Annotated in this window: 16 protein-coding genes; 11 read left to right on the plus strand and 5 right to left on the minus strand. The window is 61.8% G+C overall.

From position 1 onward, the window contains the following. Nucleotides 1-36 precede the first annotated feature (36 nt). Nucleotides 37-2,181: an ATP-dependent DNA helicase DinG gene (gene dinG / locus ACP7BX_RS03080; protein ID WP_038849724.1), complete on the minus strand. Its 2,145-nt coding sequence runs from the start codon at nucleotides 2,179-2,181 to the stop codon at nucleotides 37-39. 99 nt (nucleotides 2,182-2,280) lie between these two features. Here dinG and ACP7BX_RS03085 point away from each other — a divergent pair, with 99 nt between their 5' ends. Continuing rightward, nucleotides 2,281-2,745 (plus strand): CopD family protein, encoded by a 465-nt coding sequence (locus tag ACP7BX_RS03085; RefSeq protein WP_426129756.1) that lies wholly within the window; start codon nucleotides 2,281-2,283, stop codon nucleotides 2,743-2,745. 57 nt (nucleotides 2,746-2,802) lie between these two features. On the opposite strand, the gene ACP7BX_RS03090 is transcribed toward ACP7BX_RS03085, so the two are convergent. Beyond that, nucleotides 2,803-3,561 carry a collagen-like protein gene (locus ACP7BX_RS03090; protein ID WP_426129758.1) on the minus strand — a complete coding sequence of 253 codons (759 nt, stop codon included), beginning with the start codon at nucleotides 3,559-3,561 and terminating at the stop codon, nucleotides 2,803-2,805. A 160-nt stretch (nucleotides 3,562-3,721) separates the two neighbouring features. Then, complete coding sequence (locus ACP7BX_RS03095; protein ID WP_426129760.1) at nucleotides 3,722-4,417, minus strand: OmpA family protein; 696 nt, start codon at nucleotides 4,415-4,417, stop codon at nucleotides 3,722-3,724. A 190-nt stretch (nucleotides 4,418-4,607) separates the two neighbouring features. Between ACP7BX_RS03095 and ACP7BX_RS03100 the strand changes: the two genes are divergently transcribed. Genes ACP7BX_RS03100 through ACP7BX_RS03115 form a run of 4 tightly spaced genes read left to right on the plus strand, consistent with a single transcriptional unit; the run spans nucleotide 4,608 to nucleotide 6,280 of the window. After that, nucleotides 4,608-5,105, plus strand: a complete 498-nt coding sequence (locus ACP7BX_RS03100) for a DUF6231 family protein (protein ID WP_426129762.1) — start codon at nucleotides 4,608-4,610, stop codon at nucleotides 5,103-5,105. Nucleotides 5,106-5,109: 4 nt separating this feature from the next. Beyond that, nucleotides 5,110-5,580, plus strand: a complete 471-nt coding sequence (locus ACP7BX_RS03105) for a YchJ family protein (RefSeq protein WP_178955372.1) — start codon at nucleotides 5,110-5,112, stop codon at nucleotides 5,578-5,580. Nucleotides 5,581-5,600: 20 nt separating this feature from the next. Further along, a complete protein-coding gene (locus tag ACP7BX_RS03110) occupies nucleotides 5,601-6,083 on the plus strand; it encodes an LEA type 2 family protein (protein ID WP_178955370.1) in 483 nt (160 codons plus the stop codon). Next, entirely contained in the window at nucleotides 6,080-6,280 is a 201-nt protein-coding gene (locus tag ACP7BX_RS03115) for an SEC-C metal-binding domain-containing protein (protein WP_426129765.1), read from the plus strand. The genes ACP7BX_RS03110 and ACP7BX_RS03115 overlap by 4 nt, the downstream gene beginning before the upstream one ends. Before the next feature lie 24 nt (nucleotides 6,281-6,304). Here ACP7BX_RS03115 and ACP7BX_RS03120 read toward each other — a convergent pair whose 3' ends face one another. Next, nucleotides 6,305-7,699: an ATP-binding protein gene (locus ACP7BX_RS03120; RefSeq protein ID WP_177110103.1), complete on the minus strand. Its 1,395-nt coding sequence runs from the start codon at nucleotides 7,697-7,699 to the stop codon at nucleotides 6,305-6,307. Beyond that, nucleotides 7,696-8,406 carry a response regulator gene (locus ACP7BX_RS03125; protein ID WP_016975044.1) on the minus strand — a complete coding sequence of 237 codons (711 nt, stop codon included), beginning with the start codon at nucleotides 8,404-8,406 and terminating at the stop codon, nucleotides 7,696-7,698. Before ACP7BX_RS03125 ends, ACP7BX_RS03120 begins: the two co-directional genes overlap by 4 nt. A 198-nt stretch (nucleotides 8,407-8,604) precedes the next feature. Here ACP7BX_RS03125 and ACP7BX_RS03130 point away from each other — a divergent pair, with 198 nt between their 5' ends. From ACP7BX_RS03130 to ACP7BX_RS03155, 6 genes are all read left to right on the plus strand, one after another. Next, on the plus strand, nucleotides 8,605-10,986 hold the full coding sequence (locus ACP7BX_RS03130; RefSeq protein ID WP_426129767.1) for a TonB-dependent receptor: 2,382 nt from the start codon (nucleotides 8,605-8,607) through the stop codon (nucleotides 10,984-10,986). A gap of 3 nt (nucleotides 10,987-10,989) precedes the next feature. Next, the gene (locus ACP7BX_RS03135) at nucleotides 10,990-11,670 is read left to right on the plus strand and encodes a Fe2+-dependent dioxygenase (protein WP_314525556.1); all 681 of its coding nucleotides are present in this window, start codon (nucleotides 10,990-10,992) and stop codon (nucleotides 11,668-11,670) included. Between the two features lie 28 nt (nucleotides 11,671-11,698). Next, a complete protein-coding gene (locus ACP7BX_RS03140; protein WP_426129769.1) occupies nucleotides 11,699-12,811 on the plus strand; it encodes an ABC transporter substrate-binding protein in 1,113 nt (370 codons plus the stop codon). After that, on the plus strand, nucleotides 12,808-13,866 hold the full coding sequence (locus ACP7BX_RS03145) for an iron ABC transporter permease (protein ID WP_314525551.1): 1,059 nt from the start codon (nucleotides 12,808-12,810) through the stop codon (nucleotides 13,864-13,866). Before ACP7BX_RS03140 ends, ACP7BX_RS03145 begins: the two co-directional genes overlap by 4 nt. Next, on the plus strand, nucleotides 13,863-14,648 hold the full coding sequence (locus tag ACP7BX_RS03150) for an ABC transporter ATP-binding protein (RefSeq protein WP_038849698.1): 786 nt from the start codon (nucleotides 13,863-13,865) through the stop codon (nucleotides 14,646-14,648). The genes ACP7BX_RS03145 and ACP7BX_RS03150 overlap by 4 nt, the downstream gene beginning before the upstream one ends. A gap of 105 nt (nucleotides 14,649-14,753) precedes the next feature. Then, nucleotides 14,754-15,398 (plus strand): glutathione S-transferase N-terminal domain-containing protein, encoded by a 645-nt coding sequence (locus ACP7BX_RS03155; RefSeq protein ID WP_033902764.1) that lies wholly within the window; start codon nucleotides 14,754-14,756, stop codon nucleotides 15,396-15,398. The last annotated feature ends 28 nt before the right edge of the window (nucleotides 15,399-15,426 follow it).

Consider the following 15,426-nt stretch of genomic DNA (forward strand, 5'->3'; position numbering starts at 1 on the left):
ATAGACCACGAAGTGGGCGAATCCGCCCACGGTGGCTTAAGAAATTTCGCGCCTGAACGGCGGCAACGCATTAAGGATAGCCTTGCCATAGCGCTGGGTGACCAATCGGCGGTCGAGCAAGGTGATGGTGCCTCGGTCTTCTTCGGTACGCAGCAAGCGACCGCAGGCCTGGACCAGCTTCAAGGAAGCATCCGGCACCGAGATTTCCATGAACGGGTTACCGCCCCGTGCTTCGATCCATTCGGCCAAGGCCGCCTCGACCGGATCATCCGGCACCGAGAACGGGATCTTGGCGATCACCACGTGCTCACAGTAGGCACCGGGCAAGTCCACCCCTTCGGCGAAACTCGCCAGGCCGAACAGCACGCTGGAATCCCCGCCATCCACCCGCGCCTTGTGTTTGTTGAGGGTTTCCTGCTTGGACAGGTTGCCCTGGATAAACACCTGCTTGCGCCAGTCACGGTCGAGGCCGTCGAACACGTCCTGCATCTGTTTGCGCGACGAGAACAGCACCAGCGTTCCGCGTGAACCTTCTACCAACTCCGGCAGGTCACGGATGATCGCAGCCGTGTGGGCCGCTGCATCCCGTGGATCGGCCTTGAGGTCCGGCACTCGCAACACACCGGCGTCGGCGTGATGGAACGGACTCGGCACCACCGCAGTGACAGCCTTTTTCGGCAGGCCGGCGCGCATGCGGAAGCGGTCGAAGGTGCCCAGGGCGGTCAGCGTGGCCGAGGTGACCAGGCAGCCATAGGCCACGTTCCACAGATTACGGCGCAGCATTTCGGCGGCCAGGATCGGGCTGGCGTTGACCTCGATGTCGAACAACGCACCGCTTTCCGACAGGGTCAGCCAACGCGCCATGGGCGGGTTGTCTTCCGGGTCTTCAACGGTGAAGGCCGTCCACAATTCCCAGTTGCCCTGGGAACGGGACAACAGGCTGCCGAATAGCGGGTACCACTCCTCGGCCTGGTTGCTGGCGATGCCGATGTTGACCTCGCCGTCCATGCCCTCTTTGAGCAGGTCGGTGAGGCGGGTGAACAGATCGGTCAGGCGTGAGAAACCCTTCTTCAGCTCAATGCCCATTTCGCGCATGTGCTCGGGAATCAAACCGCCGACGAACCGATGGCGCGGCCGCTCACGGCCCTCGACGTCTTCGCCGGGTTTGAAATCCGCCACCTGCTCGCAGGCGCTGAACATGAATTGCTGCTGGGTCTTGATCTCCCGCGCCAGCTCCGGCACCTGTTCGATCAGCTTGCCCAGGTCACCGGGCAGCGGGTGCTGGGCGAGCAACTTGGTGAGGTTCTTCGCGGTGGTTTCCAGCCAGTCGGCAGTGGAACGCAGGCGTGTGTAGTGGGCGAAATGGCCGATGGCCTTGTCGGGAAGGTGATGGCCTTCGTCGAAAACGTAGAGGGTGTCACGCGGGTCGGGCAGCACGGCGCCGCCGCCCAGGGCCAGGTCGGCCAGGACCATGTCGTGGTTGGTGACGATCACATCGACCTTGCCCATGCCTTCGCGGGCCTTGTAGAAAGCGCACTGACCGAAGTTGGGGCAATGGCGATTGGTGCACTGGCTGTGGTCGGTGGTCAGGCGCGCCCAGTCGGCATCCTCCAGGGCGGTGGGCCAGCTGTCGCGGTCACCGTCCCATTTATTACCGGCGAGTTTCTCGATCATGCTGGTGAACAGCTTCTGGCTGACTTCATCCACCTCGATCTTGAAGCCTTCTTCTTCAAACAGCGACGCCGTAGCGGTTTGCGCGTGGCCTTCCTGCAACAGCACGTCGAGCTTGGACAGGCACATGTAGCGCCCACGGCCCTTGGCCAGGGCGAAGGTGAAATTCAGGCCGCTGTTGCGCATCAGGTCGGGCAGGTCTTTGTAGACGATCTGCTCTTGCAGGGCGACGGTGGCGGTGGCGATCACCAGGCGCTTGCCGGCGGCCTTGGCGGTGGGGATCGCAGCCAGGCTGTAGGCCACGGTCTTGCCGGTACCGGTGCCGGCCTCGACGGCCACGACCGCGGGCTCACCCTCGCGGCGACCTTCGTCGTCGGTGTCGATATCCCCGAGGACCTTGGCCACTTCGGCGATCATCAGGCGTTGGCCGTAGCGCGGTTTCAAGCTCTTGGCTTCGAGAAAACGCGAATAGGCGCCCTGGATCGTGGTTTTGAGTTCAGTGCTGATCATGGATAGTCGGGCGCAAAAAACGCTGGATAAATTTTCAGTGGTTCGGATCGGCGGCTATCATACCCCGCTAATGAATCCCGCGCAGAACGGAGTACCACAATGACCGCGTTTAGCCTCGCTTACACCCTGCATGTATTGGCCGCCCTGGTATGGGTCGGCGGTATGTTTTTCGCCTGGATGATCCTGCGCCCCGCCGCTGTGGCGGCACTTGAGGGTCCTGCCCGCCTCAGGTTGTGGGCGAATGTGTTTCAACGTTTTTTCGTGTGGGTGTGGGTCGCGGTGGCGATTTTGCCGATCAGCGGCATAGGCCTGCTGCAATTGCGCTTCAACGGCTTTGAGACAGCACCGCGTTATGTGCAGGTGATGATGGGGTTGTATCTGGTGATGACGGCGTTGTTTATCCGTATCCAGGCGTTGAAATTCCCGGAATTGCGCACGGCGGTGGCGGCGGAGGACTGGCCGACGGGGGCTGCGGTGCTGGGGCAGATCCGGCGGTTGGTGGGGATTAACTTGATCGTGGGGTTGGTGGTGGTGGCGATTGCTTCGGCTCGGCCCATGTTCTAAGGGTGTTCTTTAGGGCCTCTTCGCGGGCAAGCCCGCGAAGACGTCAGCCCAAACGATTCACAGCCGCTGAATAGTCACAGTACCCGCAGGCCCAGCCGGCCCCGGCTGCCCTTCCAACCCTGGGCGGCCCTTTTCGCCGCCATCAGCGCGATACACCAGGCAGCCCTTGGACTGTCCACCTTTGCCCGGCTTGCCCGCCGTGCCGGCCAAACCGCCGGGGCCACCGTCCACCCAGACCTTGATCTGCTGCGCCGGGAAGTCCTGCGGCAGCTCGACCCGCACCTGCGCGCCGGACGCGCCAGGCAAGCCATCACCGCCGTTGTCACCATTGGCGCCGCGACCGGCCGAGCCCCAGGTGCAACCTGGGTCCACGCCATTGGCACCGTCCAGCCCGGCATAGCCTTGGGCACCGGCGCCGCCGCGAGCGTCGACTGAAAGTTCGTCTGCTGCCAGGGAGTTGATGCGCAAGGTCAGGTCTCGCCCGGCCTTGGCCGGTTTTTCATGGGTGCCGGGCGCGCCGCGCGAGGTGATCTGGCTGCCGTGGTCCAACTGCGCATGGCGCACCTGCAATTGCAGCGCGGTGTTGCCGGGCACAATGGCGATGCGCGCGTCGCGGCCCAGGTGCAGTTCATCCACCGTAACCTGACTGATGGTGGCAGGGATCAGCAAGGTGCCGTAATCCGCCACTTCCAAGCGCTCCAGTTGCAACACGCTGGTGCTGCTGGGCAGGCGCATCAACGAGTTGGTTTCCACACTGACGCTTTGAGCCAGGGCAACAGGGCTGACCAACAGGGCCAGCAGTAAAACCTTACGCATCGTGGAGCTCCCCTGAATTCTTTTAAAAATTATTTCTAGTTTTTCTTTGGACGCACAGTAACGACTTCCACAGGCGCTTTGCCAGTGAAGGATCAAAAAAGTTAATAAAGGGGGAGGATTGGCAGCAATGCCCCTGTGGATCCCACAGGGGCAAGGGCCGTCAGCGGTTGATCTGGATTTCCGTGCGACGGTTCAGGGCGCGGCCTTCAGCGGTTTTGTTGTCGGCTACCGGATGGCTTTCGCCTGCACCGGTTACCGAGACAAAGTTGCTGCGCGGTACGCCTGCACCGATCAGGTAGTCCGTAACCGAATGGGCGCGTTTTTCCGAAAGTTTCTGGTTGTAGGCGTCTTTACCGACGCTGTCGGTGTGGCCACTGACCCGCAGCTGGGCGCTCGGGGCTTCCTGTTTCAAGCGCGTGGCGACGGTATCGAGCTTGGTTTTGTCCGCCGCCGTCAGCTTGGCCGAGTCGAACTGGAAGTGCACATCGCGGATCACGATGGTTTCTTCCTTGACCACGACCACTTCTTCAACCACGGCCGGTGGCGGTGTCGGTGGGCAACCATTGGCATCCACCTGCACGCCTTTTGGCGTGCCTGGGCACTTGTCACGGCTGTCCGGCACACCATCGCCGTCTTCGTCGCCATCGCCGTGCACCCAGCAATACGCACCCGCCATGCCGCCGATCAGCAGAGCACCAGCGCCCGCGTAGGCCGAGCTTTCAGTGGCACCGATCGCCGCACCGGTCACACCGCCAAGGGCGGCGCAGGTGGGCCAATCGGTTTTTTGCAAACCTGCGCAACCTGTCAATACTCCGGTTAGCAGAACCAAGGGTAGAGCTGTCCGCATGATGCTCATCTGATTTCTCCTGAGGGGATCGGCGGGGGCCGATGGGTGGAGTAAAGACCGCTCTTTTCATCTGCGCCACTACGCCGCGCCCCTGTATTCATTGAGGATCGCCGCATTCGTAGGACTTTTCTCGGCCGCCCGCTCTAGGCCCGCACGCTCAGCCGCGCTAGTCTCTAGGGTCCTGATGTGAGGATCTCTGATGATCGCCGGTATTTCTGCCCGTACACCCCAGCAAGCCTTGGCCGCCTTGCTCGACCTGCACCAGCCCAAACGCCTGCTGCTGTTGGGCGCCAGCCAGTTCCCGGCGCTGGAGGCTTTTCAACAAGCCCACCCGGATACCCAGGTGTCCGTCGCGCAGCCCGGCGCGTTGCCCGCGGAGCTTGCCGCACAGCGGTTTGACCTGGCACTGGTGGTGGACTGCCTGGAGCACCTGTCAAAACCACAAGGCCTGACCCTGCTCGGCGGCATCCGCAACCTGAATGCCAGCCGCATTGCCGTGCTGGTGGACCTGGCCGCCTGCGACTGGAAGGACACCGACTTCTTCTCCCTGGCCCTGCAGGCTGGCGAGCGCTTCCAGCGCGACGAGCAGGTTCTGACGCTGTTTACCTATGATCTGCTTGACTATAAACAGGTGCCGGACTGGCTCAACGCCCGCTTCTGGGCCAACCCGGAAAACTTCGGAAAGTATTGGTGGTAACCCGATGAGTACATCCATTTGCCCCTGCGGCAGTGGCAACCTGCTGGATGCCTGCTGCGGCCATTATCACGCAGGGCACCCGGCGCCCTGCGCCACCGCGTTGATGCGCTCGCGCTACAGCGCCTATGTGCTAGGCCTGGTGGACTACCTGGTCGCCACCACCCTGCCCGCGCAACAGGCCGGTCTGGACCGAAATGCCATCGCCGCCTGGAGCGCCCAAAGCACCTGGCTTGGCCTGGAGGTGGAAAGCTCCGAGGTGTTCGGCGGCCAGCCGGAACACGCTTTCGTGACCTTCACCGCGCGCTGGCATGACAGCACCGGCGAACATAGCCACCGCGAGCAGTCCTCTTTCGTACAGAATGAAGGGCGCTGGTACTTCATCGACCCGACAGTGGAAGTGAAGGCCGGGCGCAACGATGCCTGCCTGTGCGGCAGCGGGCAGAAATTCAAGAAGTGCTGCTCCAGCTACCTCTAAAATCTCAAAGGATTAACGCCATGCTCCGGATATACAGCTTGCTGCTGGCGTTGACCCTTGGCCTGACCGGCTGCGCGTCGTGGTTCGAAGATGATTCCCCGCCGCCCCACGTTTCCTTGGTCAAAGTCGAAGTGGTGCGCGCCAAGTTGCTGGAGCAGAAATTCAAGCTGTACTTTCGCGTGGACAACCGCGACGACGCCGACCTGACCGTACGCGGCCTGATCTACAAGGTGACCCTGGATGATTTTGTGCTGACCGAAGGCGAGTCCAATGAATGGCTCACCGTACCGCCGCGCAGTCATAAGTTTTTCCGGGTGTCGGTGCGCACCAACCTCTGGCCGCAGATCCGCGATGTGGTGCAGATGCTGAAAAATCCTGACCGGCCGGTGCCGTATCGCCTGGAGGGTGAGCTGAAAACCGGATTATTCATCGGTTATGACGTGCAGGTGAACCACAATGGCGAGATAATCCCCGGCGATTTTATTCCGGAGCGACATCGATGACTCAGCAACCCCATGTCCATGGTCCTGACTGCAACCACGATCACGATCACCATGATCACGACCACGGCCATGTCCACGGCCCGAACTGCGGCCACGCTCACCAGGAGCCGGTGCGCAACGCCTTGAAGGACGTGGGTCGCAATGATCCTTGCCCGTGCGGCAGCGAGACGAAATTCAAGAAGTGCCACGGGGCGTAAGGCCCTGACCCCGGAGGAGCCCACTTACTGTGGTGAGCGGGCTCTCCACAAAAGCAACTCCACCTCAAGCCCCCCACCTTCGCGATTACGCAAACTCAACCGCCCGTCATGCGCCTTGGCGATGGTGTGAGCGATGCTCAACCCCAAGCCATACCCGCCGGTCTCGGCATTGCGTGAACCTTCCACCCGATAAAACGGCTCCATCACCTGCTCCAGCTGTTCTTGGGGAATCCCCGGCCCCCGGTCGCTGATGACGATCTTCAAGCTCTCCACCTGGTCCTCGACCCGCACCACCACCTCACGGCCATAACGCACCGCGTTTTCCAGCAGGTTCTGCACACAACGCTTGAGGCTACGGGCGTAACCCGGCAGTGGCTGTTTGGCCCGGCCTTCGATCACCACGTTTTCGCCCACATCTTGCAGATCGGCCTGCAAGCTTTGCAGCAAGGCATTGATATCGATGTTCTGTCGCGCCTCGTTGATTTCGCCACTGCTGACAAAATCCAGGGTGCTGGAGACCATGTGCTCCATTTCTTCCAAGTCACTGCGAAAACGCTCCTTTGTGCGGTTGTCTTCCAGCATCTCGGTGCGCAGGCGCAGGCGTGTGATCGGTGAACGCAGGTCGTGGGAAATAGCCGCAAGAAAGCGCGTGCGCTCGGCGATGTTGGCGATCAGCCGCTGTTGCATGGCATTGAACGCCTGGGCAGCACGGCGTACTTCGGTGGGGCCGTCCACCGATAACGGCGGACGCTGGATATCCCGCCCCAGGGCTTCGGCCGCCTTGGCCAACGCGTTGAGCGGGCGGATCGCCAGGCGCACCGCCACCAACGCGATCAACACCAGCACCAGCACCCGCAGCAAATAAATGCGCATGACGTAATCGAACAGCAGGTCCAGCGGTGAAGTGCTGGTCCAGCCTTGTTCTTCGCTGGCATCCACCTGCAACCAGCGGCCGTCGGGCAAGCGCAGGTCGATCAGAAACTGCCCCACCACCGGTTTGGAACCGAGCAGGGTCGACAGCCCGGCGGTTTGCCCCTCACCATCCACCAACGACAGGCGCAACAGGATCAGGGTCTGGGCGTAGCCGGTTTTTTCCGACAACACCTTCTTGATCAACCGCTCGGTGGGCCGGTCGCTGTCGTGAAGCGTGCTGGGCGTATTACTGGCCTGGTCGCTGAGGGTCAGGCGGAAGGTCGGCGTGTCGAGCATCTTGATCAGCTGGTCCGCCTGTTGCGGGTCGCTGTGCACCAGGCGCACCACGTCCGCCAGGCGCGTGGCGATCAAGCGCGCAGGGATTTCCAGTACCTGCCCATGACGCCGGTCGTACCAGATGCTGCTGGTCAGCGCCTGCGCCGCGAGCATGCCGCTGACCAAAATCAGCACCAGCCGCCCGAACAACGAACGCGGCAGCAGTCTCACGACTCCAGCACCACGTCGTCGGCGGTGAGCATGTAGCCTTCGTTGCGCACGGTCTTGATCAAATGGGCCGGCAGTTGCGAGCGCAAGCGGCTGACGCACACGTCGATGGAACGGTCGAACGGCGTGCTGTCTTTGTCGAACACGTGGTTGAGCAAAAAGTCGCGGCTCAACGGGCGATTGGGGTGCTGCAACAGCAGGCGCAACACGCGGTAATCCGAGTTGCCCAGGCTGACCACCACGCCCTCCGGCGAGAGCAACTGTCGCGCCCGCGTGTCGAGCTGCCAGCCGGCAAAACGGATGCTCGGCGCTTCATCCAGGCGCGCGCGGTCGGGAAAGCTCTGCACCCGGCGCAACACCACCTTGATCCGCACCAGCAGTTCGCGTGGGTCGAACGGTTTGGGCAGGTAATCGTCGGCGCCAATTTCCAGGCCGACGATGCGGTCGATCAACGAACCTTTGGCCGTGAGCATCACCACCGGGATGTTGGAGTTCACCCGCAGTTCGCGGCACAGGCTCAGGCCGTCTTCGCCGGGCAGCATCAGGTCGAGGACGATCAGATCGATGACATTCAGCGCCAGGCGGCGGCGCATTTCCTTGCCGTCGGCAGCGGTGGACACCTGGAAGCCAGCGTCGCTCAAGTAGTCGCAGAGCAACTGGCGGATTTGCGGGTCGTCATCAACGATCAGCAGGTGGTCTTGCTTGGCCATGGGCAGTCAATCCGAAAAACAATGAAACGCAGCAAATAGCCGAAAGTTCAGCCAGCCGTGCAGGCAAATGTAATGGAATGTTGTAGGAAACCATAATCACGCATCAGCGATACAAACCTGGGGTATGGCAGGGGAAATCGCTCTTTAGACTACCGAACCTAAATGAGAGTAATTGTAATTTAGACTCGGAAGCCACTCATGTCATTGCCCACACCTCGCAGCCACACGCTGCATACCACCCTGGCACCGATGTTCGGCCTGCTGGCTGCCGGCAGCGTCGCACCGGTTGCCTTGGCTGACGCGCCAACGGCCACGTCCAATGACTCGGTGCTGAGCCTGCCGGAAATCAAGGTCGATGGCGAAGCCACCTCCACCTTCAAGGTGGACCGGGTGACCTCGGCAAAAATCAGCCAACCGCTGCTGGACGCCCCGCAAAGCGTGACCATCGTGCCGCAGCAGGTGCTCAAGGAGCAGAACGCGCAGACCCTGCAGGAAGTGTTGCGCAACGTGCCGGGCATTACCTTCATGTCCGGCGAGGGCAACCTGGGCTGGGGCGATCTGTTTTCGATTCGCGGGTTTTCTTCCGAGCAGAGCCTGACCGTCGACGGCGTGCGCGATGCGGGCATGTCCACCCGTACCGACACCTTCAACCTGCAACAGGCGGAAGTGTTCAAGGGCACCGGCTCCATCGAATCCGGCGTGTCCGCCGTGGGTGGCAGCGTCAACCTGGTGAGTAAAGAAGCGCACTTGGGCGACGCCAACCGCGTCTCCGCCGGTATCGGCACCGATGCCTACCGCCGTCTCACCGCCGACCTGAATAAACAGATCAACGACTCCACCGCCGTACGCGTCAACCTGATGAAGCACTACAACCAGGTGGCCGAACGTGACGACGTGGACTACGACCGCTGGGGCATTGCCACCTCGTTCGGCTTCGGACTGGGTACTGACACGCGCTTCTTCATCGACACTTTCTATCAGAAAGACACCAACACCCCGGACGGCGGCGTGCCGATCCAGCGTGGGACGAATGGCGATCGCATGCCCGGCGTGAAGCGCTCCAACTGGTACGGCGACTCCAGCCTCTACACCCAAGAGAACAAAACCACCTCGCTCACCGCACGCTTCGAGCATGACTTCGACTGGAATGACGCCAACCTGCGCAACCAGACCCGTTGGGAACGCAGCGACAATTTTGCCGTGCTCTCCCCGGCACGCTTCTTCGCCGCCAATGCTAACGGCCAGAAGACCTGCACCGGCACCCGCTGTGCGACCTTGGGCTACACCGGTGTAGGACCGATCAGCCAAGTGCCGGGCAGCACGGTGAATGCCTACACCGATTATGTAAATAACAGTAATACCGCCTACGGCATCCTGCGCGGCAGTGACTTCGGTTTGTCCAAGCGCTACACCATCCTCGACAACCAGACCGACTTCAATTTCAACCTCACCACCGGCAGCCTGCAGCACGCCGTGGTCAGCGGTTTGGAGTTCTATCACGAGACCTACGGCGGCCTGAAACGCAACGCCAAGGTGCCGGCCGGCGACATGCTGTTCGACATGAACGACCCCAGCCACAGCTTCGCCAGCACTTACGTGACCAAAGGCGAAGGCGACCCGCGGTCGGTGATCGACAACGCCGGGATCTATCTGGGCGACACCATCACCCTCAACGATCAGTGGCAAGTGCTGGGCTCGTTGCGCTATGACAACTGGCGCGCACAAACCAGCCAGCGTGGCCAGGCCAGCATCAGCAGTACTGACGGTGCCGTCAGCGGTCGGGTTGGCGCGGTGTTCAAACCGCTGCCCAACGGCAGTATCTATGTGTCCTACAGCGAAGCGGCGCAGCCGTCGGCACTGGGCGCATCGACCAACAACCAGATCTACGGCGCAGCCAGTACCAGCAACTACAGCCCGGCCAAGTCCAAGACCTATGAACTGGGCACCAAGTGGGACATTGCCCACGACAGGCTCAACGTCACGGCGGCGATCTTCCGTACCGAACTGGACAATGCCTGGGAATACCAGGACGGCGAATCCGCCCCGGTACGTGCCTTGCCCGCCAAGCGTGTAGACGGCATCGAACTGGGCCTGCAAGGCAATATCACCCCGCGCTGGACCGCCTACAGCGGGTTCTCGACACTCAAGAGCACCCAGACCAAAGGCATCAACAAAGGCGCCGAAGCCAAGAACGTCCCCGACCTGACCGCCAACCTGTGGACCACCTACGCCGTCACCGACGCCCTGAGCCTCAGCTACGGCGAGCAATACGTGGGTCGACGCCGCTACACCGACAACAAATACGTCGGCGGCTTGAACAACAACAGCAGCTACGCCAATGGCCCGTCCGGCGTGTACGCGATCTACACCCGCGACCACGAAAAAGCCCCCGGCTACTGGCTGAGCAACCTGGCCGCACAATACAAGGTAAACAAGGACACCACGGTCAACCTCAACCTCAACAACGTGTTCAACAAGTTTTATTACAGCCAGGTCGGCGCGTCCCTCGACGGCTTCCAGCTCTACGGCATCCCAGGTGCCGGGCGCACCCTCACCGCCAGCGTCGACTATGAGTTCTGAACCGTGTTGATCGAAATCCCGGCGCTGCTCAGCGCCAGCGAAGTCGAAACCACCGTGGCCACCTTGCTCGATCAGCCCTGGGTTGACGGCAAGGTGACCGCCGGACAGCGCTCGGCCATGGCGAAAAACAACCGACAGTTGTCGGAAGATTCGCCAGTGGCCCTGCGCATCGGCGAGCAAATTCTGGCGCGGCTGTCGGATAACGCGCTGTTCATGTCGGCCGCCCTGCCCAAGCGCATCTACCCGCCGCTGTTCAACCGCTACAGCGGCGGTGAAGGGTTCGACTGGCATATCGACAACGCTATTCGCGGCATCAAGGGCGTGCGCGAGCGGGTGCGCACCGACATCTCCGCCACGCTGTTCCTGGCCGACCCGGCCAGCTATGACGGCGGTGAACTGGTGATACGCGACACCTTCGGCGAGCACGCGGTGAAGCTGCCCGCCGGCCACCTGCTGATCTACCCCGGCAGCAGCCTGCACAAGATCAACCCGGTGACCCGTGGTGAACGCATCGCGAGTTTCTTCTGGATCGAAAGCCTGGTGCGCGAAGACAGCCAGCGCCAGTTGCTCTTGGACATGGATGTGGCCATCCAGACCCTCACCGCCCAAGACGCCGACCACCACGCGCTGCTGCAACTGAGCGGCGCCTATCACAACCTGTTGCGGCGCTGGAGCGATGTCTGATGCGCCGCCTTCACCTGGAGTCCCTGCCATGTTGAAACCCCGTCACCTGCTCAAGCTGGGTGTGCTGTTCGGCGCCCTGGTCCTCGGCTATGCCGAAACCGCTGCGGCCCATGAAGTCACCGACGTGCTGGGCCGCAAGGTCGAAGTGGCTGACAACGTAAAACGCGTGGTCCTCGGTGAAGGCCGGTTGATCTCGGCGTTTGCCCTGCTGGACCGCGCCGCGCCGTTCCAACGCATTGTCGGCTGGCAGAACGATTTGAAGCTGCTGGACCAGCACACCTATAACGCCTACGTGGCGAAATTTCCCACGGTGAAAGATATCCCGCTGATCGGCCAAGCGTCGGAGCAAAGCGTCAGCGCCGAGGAGATCCTCTCGCTGAAACCTGACCTGGCGGTGTTCAGCATTTCCGGCCACGGCCCTACCGAACACAGCCCGGTCGCCGACGTGCTGGCCAAGGCGGGCATTCCCGTGCTGTTCGTCGACTTCCGTATCAATCCGGTGCAGGGCACTCACACCAGCATGAACGCGCTGGGCCAGGCATTGGGGCGTGAGACCCAGGCCAAGGCGTTCCTGGGTTTCTATGACCAGCACATCAAAGTCATCACCGATGCGGTCGCCACCTTGCCGGCGGGGCCGCGCCCGAGTGTGTTCCTCGAACTGCTGGCCGGGGCCTGGCAAGCGCCGGGGCACACCACCGGCAAAAGCGGCATGGGTGAAGTGATCAAGCTGGTGGGCGGGCGCAACATCGCCGCCGATGTGGTGCCGGGGGCGCTGGGGGATATCAGTGTGGAGTACGCGCTGAAAGCGGATCCGGATATTTATGTCGCCACCGGTAACCACAAGCCTGGGCTGATCCTGGGGGCTGGCGTCAGCAACGACGAGGCGCGTGAAGCCTTCGACCGAGTGCTGGCACGCCCGGAATTCGCCAACCTTCGCGCCATCCGCGAAGGCAATGCCCACGGCCTGTGGCATGACTTCTACAACTCGCCGTACAACCTGCTGGCGATTGAATCGCTGGCCAAATGGGTGCATCCAGAACTGTTCGCCAAGCTGGATCCGCAGGCGACCATGGAGCAGATCAACGCGCAGTTCCTGGGAATGCCGTTGCAGGGTGCGTACTGGATCGATACCCCTAAATGACAACCCAGACACTCGACCTCGCCAGCGCCACCCACGGCTACCGCCGCCTGCTGGCGCGGCGTACCTGGCTGCTGGGCCTGCTCGGCACTGCACTGGTCTGCGCCATCTTGGTAGACCTGTCCAGCGGTCCGTCGGGCATGGGCCTGCTGGCGCTGCTTGACGGGATTGTTCACCCGTCGCATCTGAGCGCCACCGACCAGGTGATCATCTGGAACGTGCGCCTGCCCTACGCGCTGATGGCGGTGTTGGTGGGCTGCGCGTTGTCGTTGGCCGGGGCCGAGATGCAGGCAATCCTGAACAACCCGCTGGCCAGCCCGTTCACGCTGGGCGTGTCGTCGGCGGCAGCGTTGGGCGCGTCGCTGGTGATTGTGTTTCCGGTGACGACGTTGTGGGTGTCGGCCAACACGGCGATTTCCATCTCGGCCTTCATCTTCGCCGCTGCGTCGGTGTTTTTGCTGCAAGCCATGTCGCGCCTGCGTGGCGCCGGAGTGGAAAGCCTGGTGCTGTTCGGCATTGCCCTGGTGTTCAGTTGCAACGCGGTGGTGGCCTTGCTGCAGCTGGTTGCAACCGAAGATGTGCTGCAACAACTGGTGTTCTGGACCCTCGGCAGCGTGACCCGCGCCAACTGGGACAAGCTCGGCATCCTGGCCCTGGTGGTGGCGGTCGTCATGCCGTTTTCCTTTGCCGCCGCACCGCGCCTGACCCTGTTGCGCATGGGTGAGGACCGCGCGCAAAGCTTTGGCGTGGACGTGAAGCGGCTGCGGTTTTTCTCACTGCTGCGCATCAGTCTGCTGTCGGCCACCGCCGTAGCCTTTGTAGGCACCATCGGATTTATCGGCCTGGTTGGTCCGCATATCGCGCGGATCCTGGTGGGCGAAGATCAACGTTTCCTGTTGCCGGCCAGCGCCTTGACCGGCGCGTTGCTGCTGGCGCTGTCGTCGATTGCCAGCAAGTTGATCATGCCCGGTGTGATCGTGCCGGTGGGTATCGTCACCGCGTTGGTGGGCGTGCCGATTTTTGTGGTGCTGGTGTTCAAGCGCGGGAGGCAGTTATGAGCGAAGGGTTGAGCGTACACAACGCCCAGGTGAGTTACGGGCGCCGGCAGATCGTGCACGATCTGAGCCTACCCACCCTGCCCCATGGCAGTTTGACCGCTCTGATCGGCCCCAATGGCGCCGGCAAGTCCACCCTGTTGCGTGCCGTGGCCGGGCTGGAAAAGATGCAAGGCGTTGTACGATTGGGTGATCTTGACCTGTCGGCCATGTCTGTCGCCGAACGTGCGCGACGCGTGACCTACATGCCGCAGAACCTGCCGCCAGGCTTGAGCCTCAGCGTGATGGAAAGTGTGATCGCCGCCCTGCGCGTGGCGAATGTCGAGGGCATTCCCTTGTCCAGCGATGCGTGCCTGCGTGAAGCCTTCGACGCCTTGCAGCGCATTGGCATCGCGCATTTGGCCGATCAACTGTTAAGCACACTGTCCGGTGGCCAACGCCAACTGGTCAGCCTCGCGCAACTGATCGCCCGTCGTCCTCAGGTGATGCTGCTGGACGAACCCACCAGCGCCCTCGACCTCAATTACCAGCTGAAGGTGATGGACTGCGTGCGCGGGCTGGTGCGCGAACACAACCTGATCGCCGTGGTGGTGCTGCACGACATCAACCTGGCTGCGCGCTTCGCCGACCATATCGCCGTGCTGCGCCAGGGACGTTTGTACGCCAGCGGCGCGGCGGACGAAGTGCTCAATCCACTGCTGTTTGCCGAGGTGTATCGCGTGCGGGCGCGCATCGAGCGCTGTTCGCAGCAATCGTTGCAGGTGCTGGTGGATGGCGCTTTTTGATTTGCTTCTAAGGGTATGCGCAAATGTTTCATTGAATTTTCGCACACCCAACATTACCTATACCTACAGGCATCCGCTCAAGCATCACCACTTTTGGAGAGCTTCATGATCGACCTGTATTACTGGACTACCCCTAACGGTCACAAAGTATCGCTGTTCCTGGAAGAAGCCGGCCTGCCCTACAAGGTGCATCCGATCAACATCGGCCAGGGCGACCAGTTCAAGCCTGACTTCCTGAAGATCGCTCCCAACAACCGCATCCCAGCCATCGTCGATCAGAACCCGACCGACGGCGGCGCGCCGATTTCGCTGTTTGAATCCGGCGCAATCCTGTTGTATCTCGCGGAAAAAACCGGCCAGTTCCTTCCAACAGACTTGCGCGGTCGTCAGGAAGCGCTGCAATGGCTGTTCTGGCAAATGGGCGGCCTGGGGCCGATGGCGGGTCAGAATCACCACTTCAGCCAGTTCGCACCGGAAAAAATCCCCTACGCGATCAAACGTTATGTGGACGAAACCGCCCGCCTGTACGGCGTGCTGGACCGACGTTTGGCAGACCGTGCATTCGTGGCAGGGGAGGCCTACAGCATTGCCGACATGGCCATCTACCCGTGGATTGTTTCCCACAAATGGCAGAGCCAGCGCCTGGAAGATTTCCCACATCTGCATCGCTGGTTCAACAGCATCAAGGAACGGCCGGCAACAGTGCGCGCGTATGAGTTGGTTCAGAAGGTGAACCCGCCCAAGTCTTGATACGCAATTCCTGAAAATAAGGCATAGC

The sequence above is a fragment of the Pseudomonas sp. DWP3-1-3b3 genome, from assembly GCF_049896305.1.
GTDB classification, from domain to species: Bacteria; Pseudomonadota; Gammaproteobacteria; order Pseudomonadales; family Pseudomonadaceae; genus Aquipseudomonas; species Aquipseudomonas azotoformans_A.

What these genes read in the sequence shown, in the direction of transcription:
- dinG (WP_038849724.1), bottom strand. Translation starts at nt 2,181, where the DNA reads ATGATCAGCACTGAACTCAAAACCACGATCCAGGGCGCCTATTCGCGT.
- ACP7BX_RS03085 (WP_426129756.1), top strand. Translation starts at nt 2,281, where the DNA reads ATGACCGCGTTTAGCCTCGCTTACACCCTGCATGTATTGGCCGCCCTG.
- ACP7BX_RS03090 (WP_426129758.1), bottom strand. Translation starts at nt 3,561, where the DNA reads ATGCGTAAGGTTTTACTGCTGGCCCTGTTGGTCAGCCCTGTTGCCCTG.
- ACP7BX_RS03095 (WP_426129760.1), bottom strand. Translation starts at nt 4,417, where the DNA reads ATGAGCATCATGCGGACAGCTCTACCCTTGGTTCTGCTAACCGGAGTA.
- ACP7BX_RS03100 (WP_426129762.1), top strand. Translation starts at nt 4,608, where the DNA reads ATGATCGCCGGTATTTCTGCCCGTACACCCCAGCAAGCCTTGGCCGCC.
- ACP7BX_RS03105 (WP_178955372.1), top strand. Translation starts at nt 5,110, where the DNA reads ATGAGTACATCCATTTGCCCCTGCGGCAGTGGCAACCTGCTGGATGCC.
- ACP7BX_RS03110 (WP_178955370.1), top strand. Translation starts at nt 5,601, where the DNA reads ATGCTCCGGATATACAGCTTGCTGCTGGCGTTGACCCTTGGCCTGACC.
- ACP7BX_RS03115 (WP_426129765.1), top strand. Translation starts at nt 6,080, where the DNA reads ATGACTCAGCAACCCCATGTCCATGGTCCTGACTGCAACCACGATCAC.
- ACP7BX_RS03125 (WP_016975044.1), bottom strand. Translation starts at nt 8,406, where the DNA reads ATGGCCAAGCAAGACCACCTGCTGATCGTTGATGACGACCCGCAAATC.
- ACP7BX_RS03130 (WP_426129767.1), top strand. Translation starts at nt 8,605, where the DNA reads ATGTCATTGCCCACACCTCGCAGCCACACGCTGCATACCACCCTGGCA.
- ACP7BX_RS03140 (WP_426129769.1), top strand. Translation starts at nt 11,699, where the DNA reads ATGTTGAAACCCCGTCACCTGCTCAAGCTGGGTGTGCTGTTCGGCGCC.
- ACP7BX_RS03145 (WP_314525551.1), top strand. Translation starts at nt 12,808, where the DNA reads ATGACAACCCAGACACTCGACCTCGCCAGCGCCACCCACGGCTACCGC.
- ACP7BX_RS03150 (WP_038849698.1), top strand. Translation starts at nt 13,863, where the DNA reads ATGAGCGAAGGGTTGAGCGTACACAACGCCCAGGTGAGTTACGGGCGC.
- ACP7BX_RS03155 (WP_033902764.1), top strand. Translation starts at nt 14,754, where the DNA reads ATGATCGACCTGTATTACTGGACTACCCCTAACGGTCACAAAGTATCG.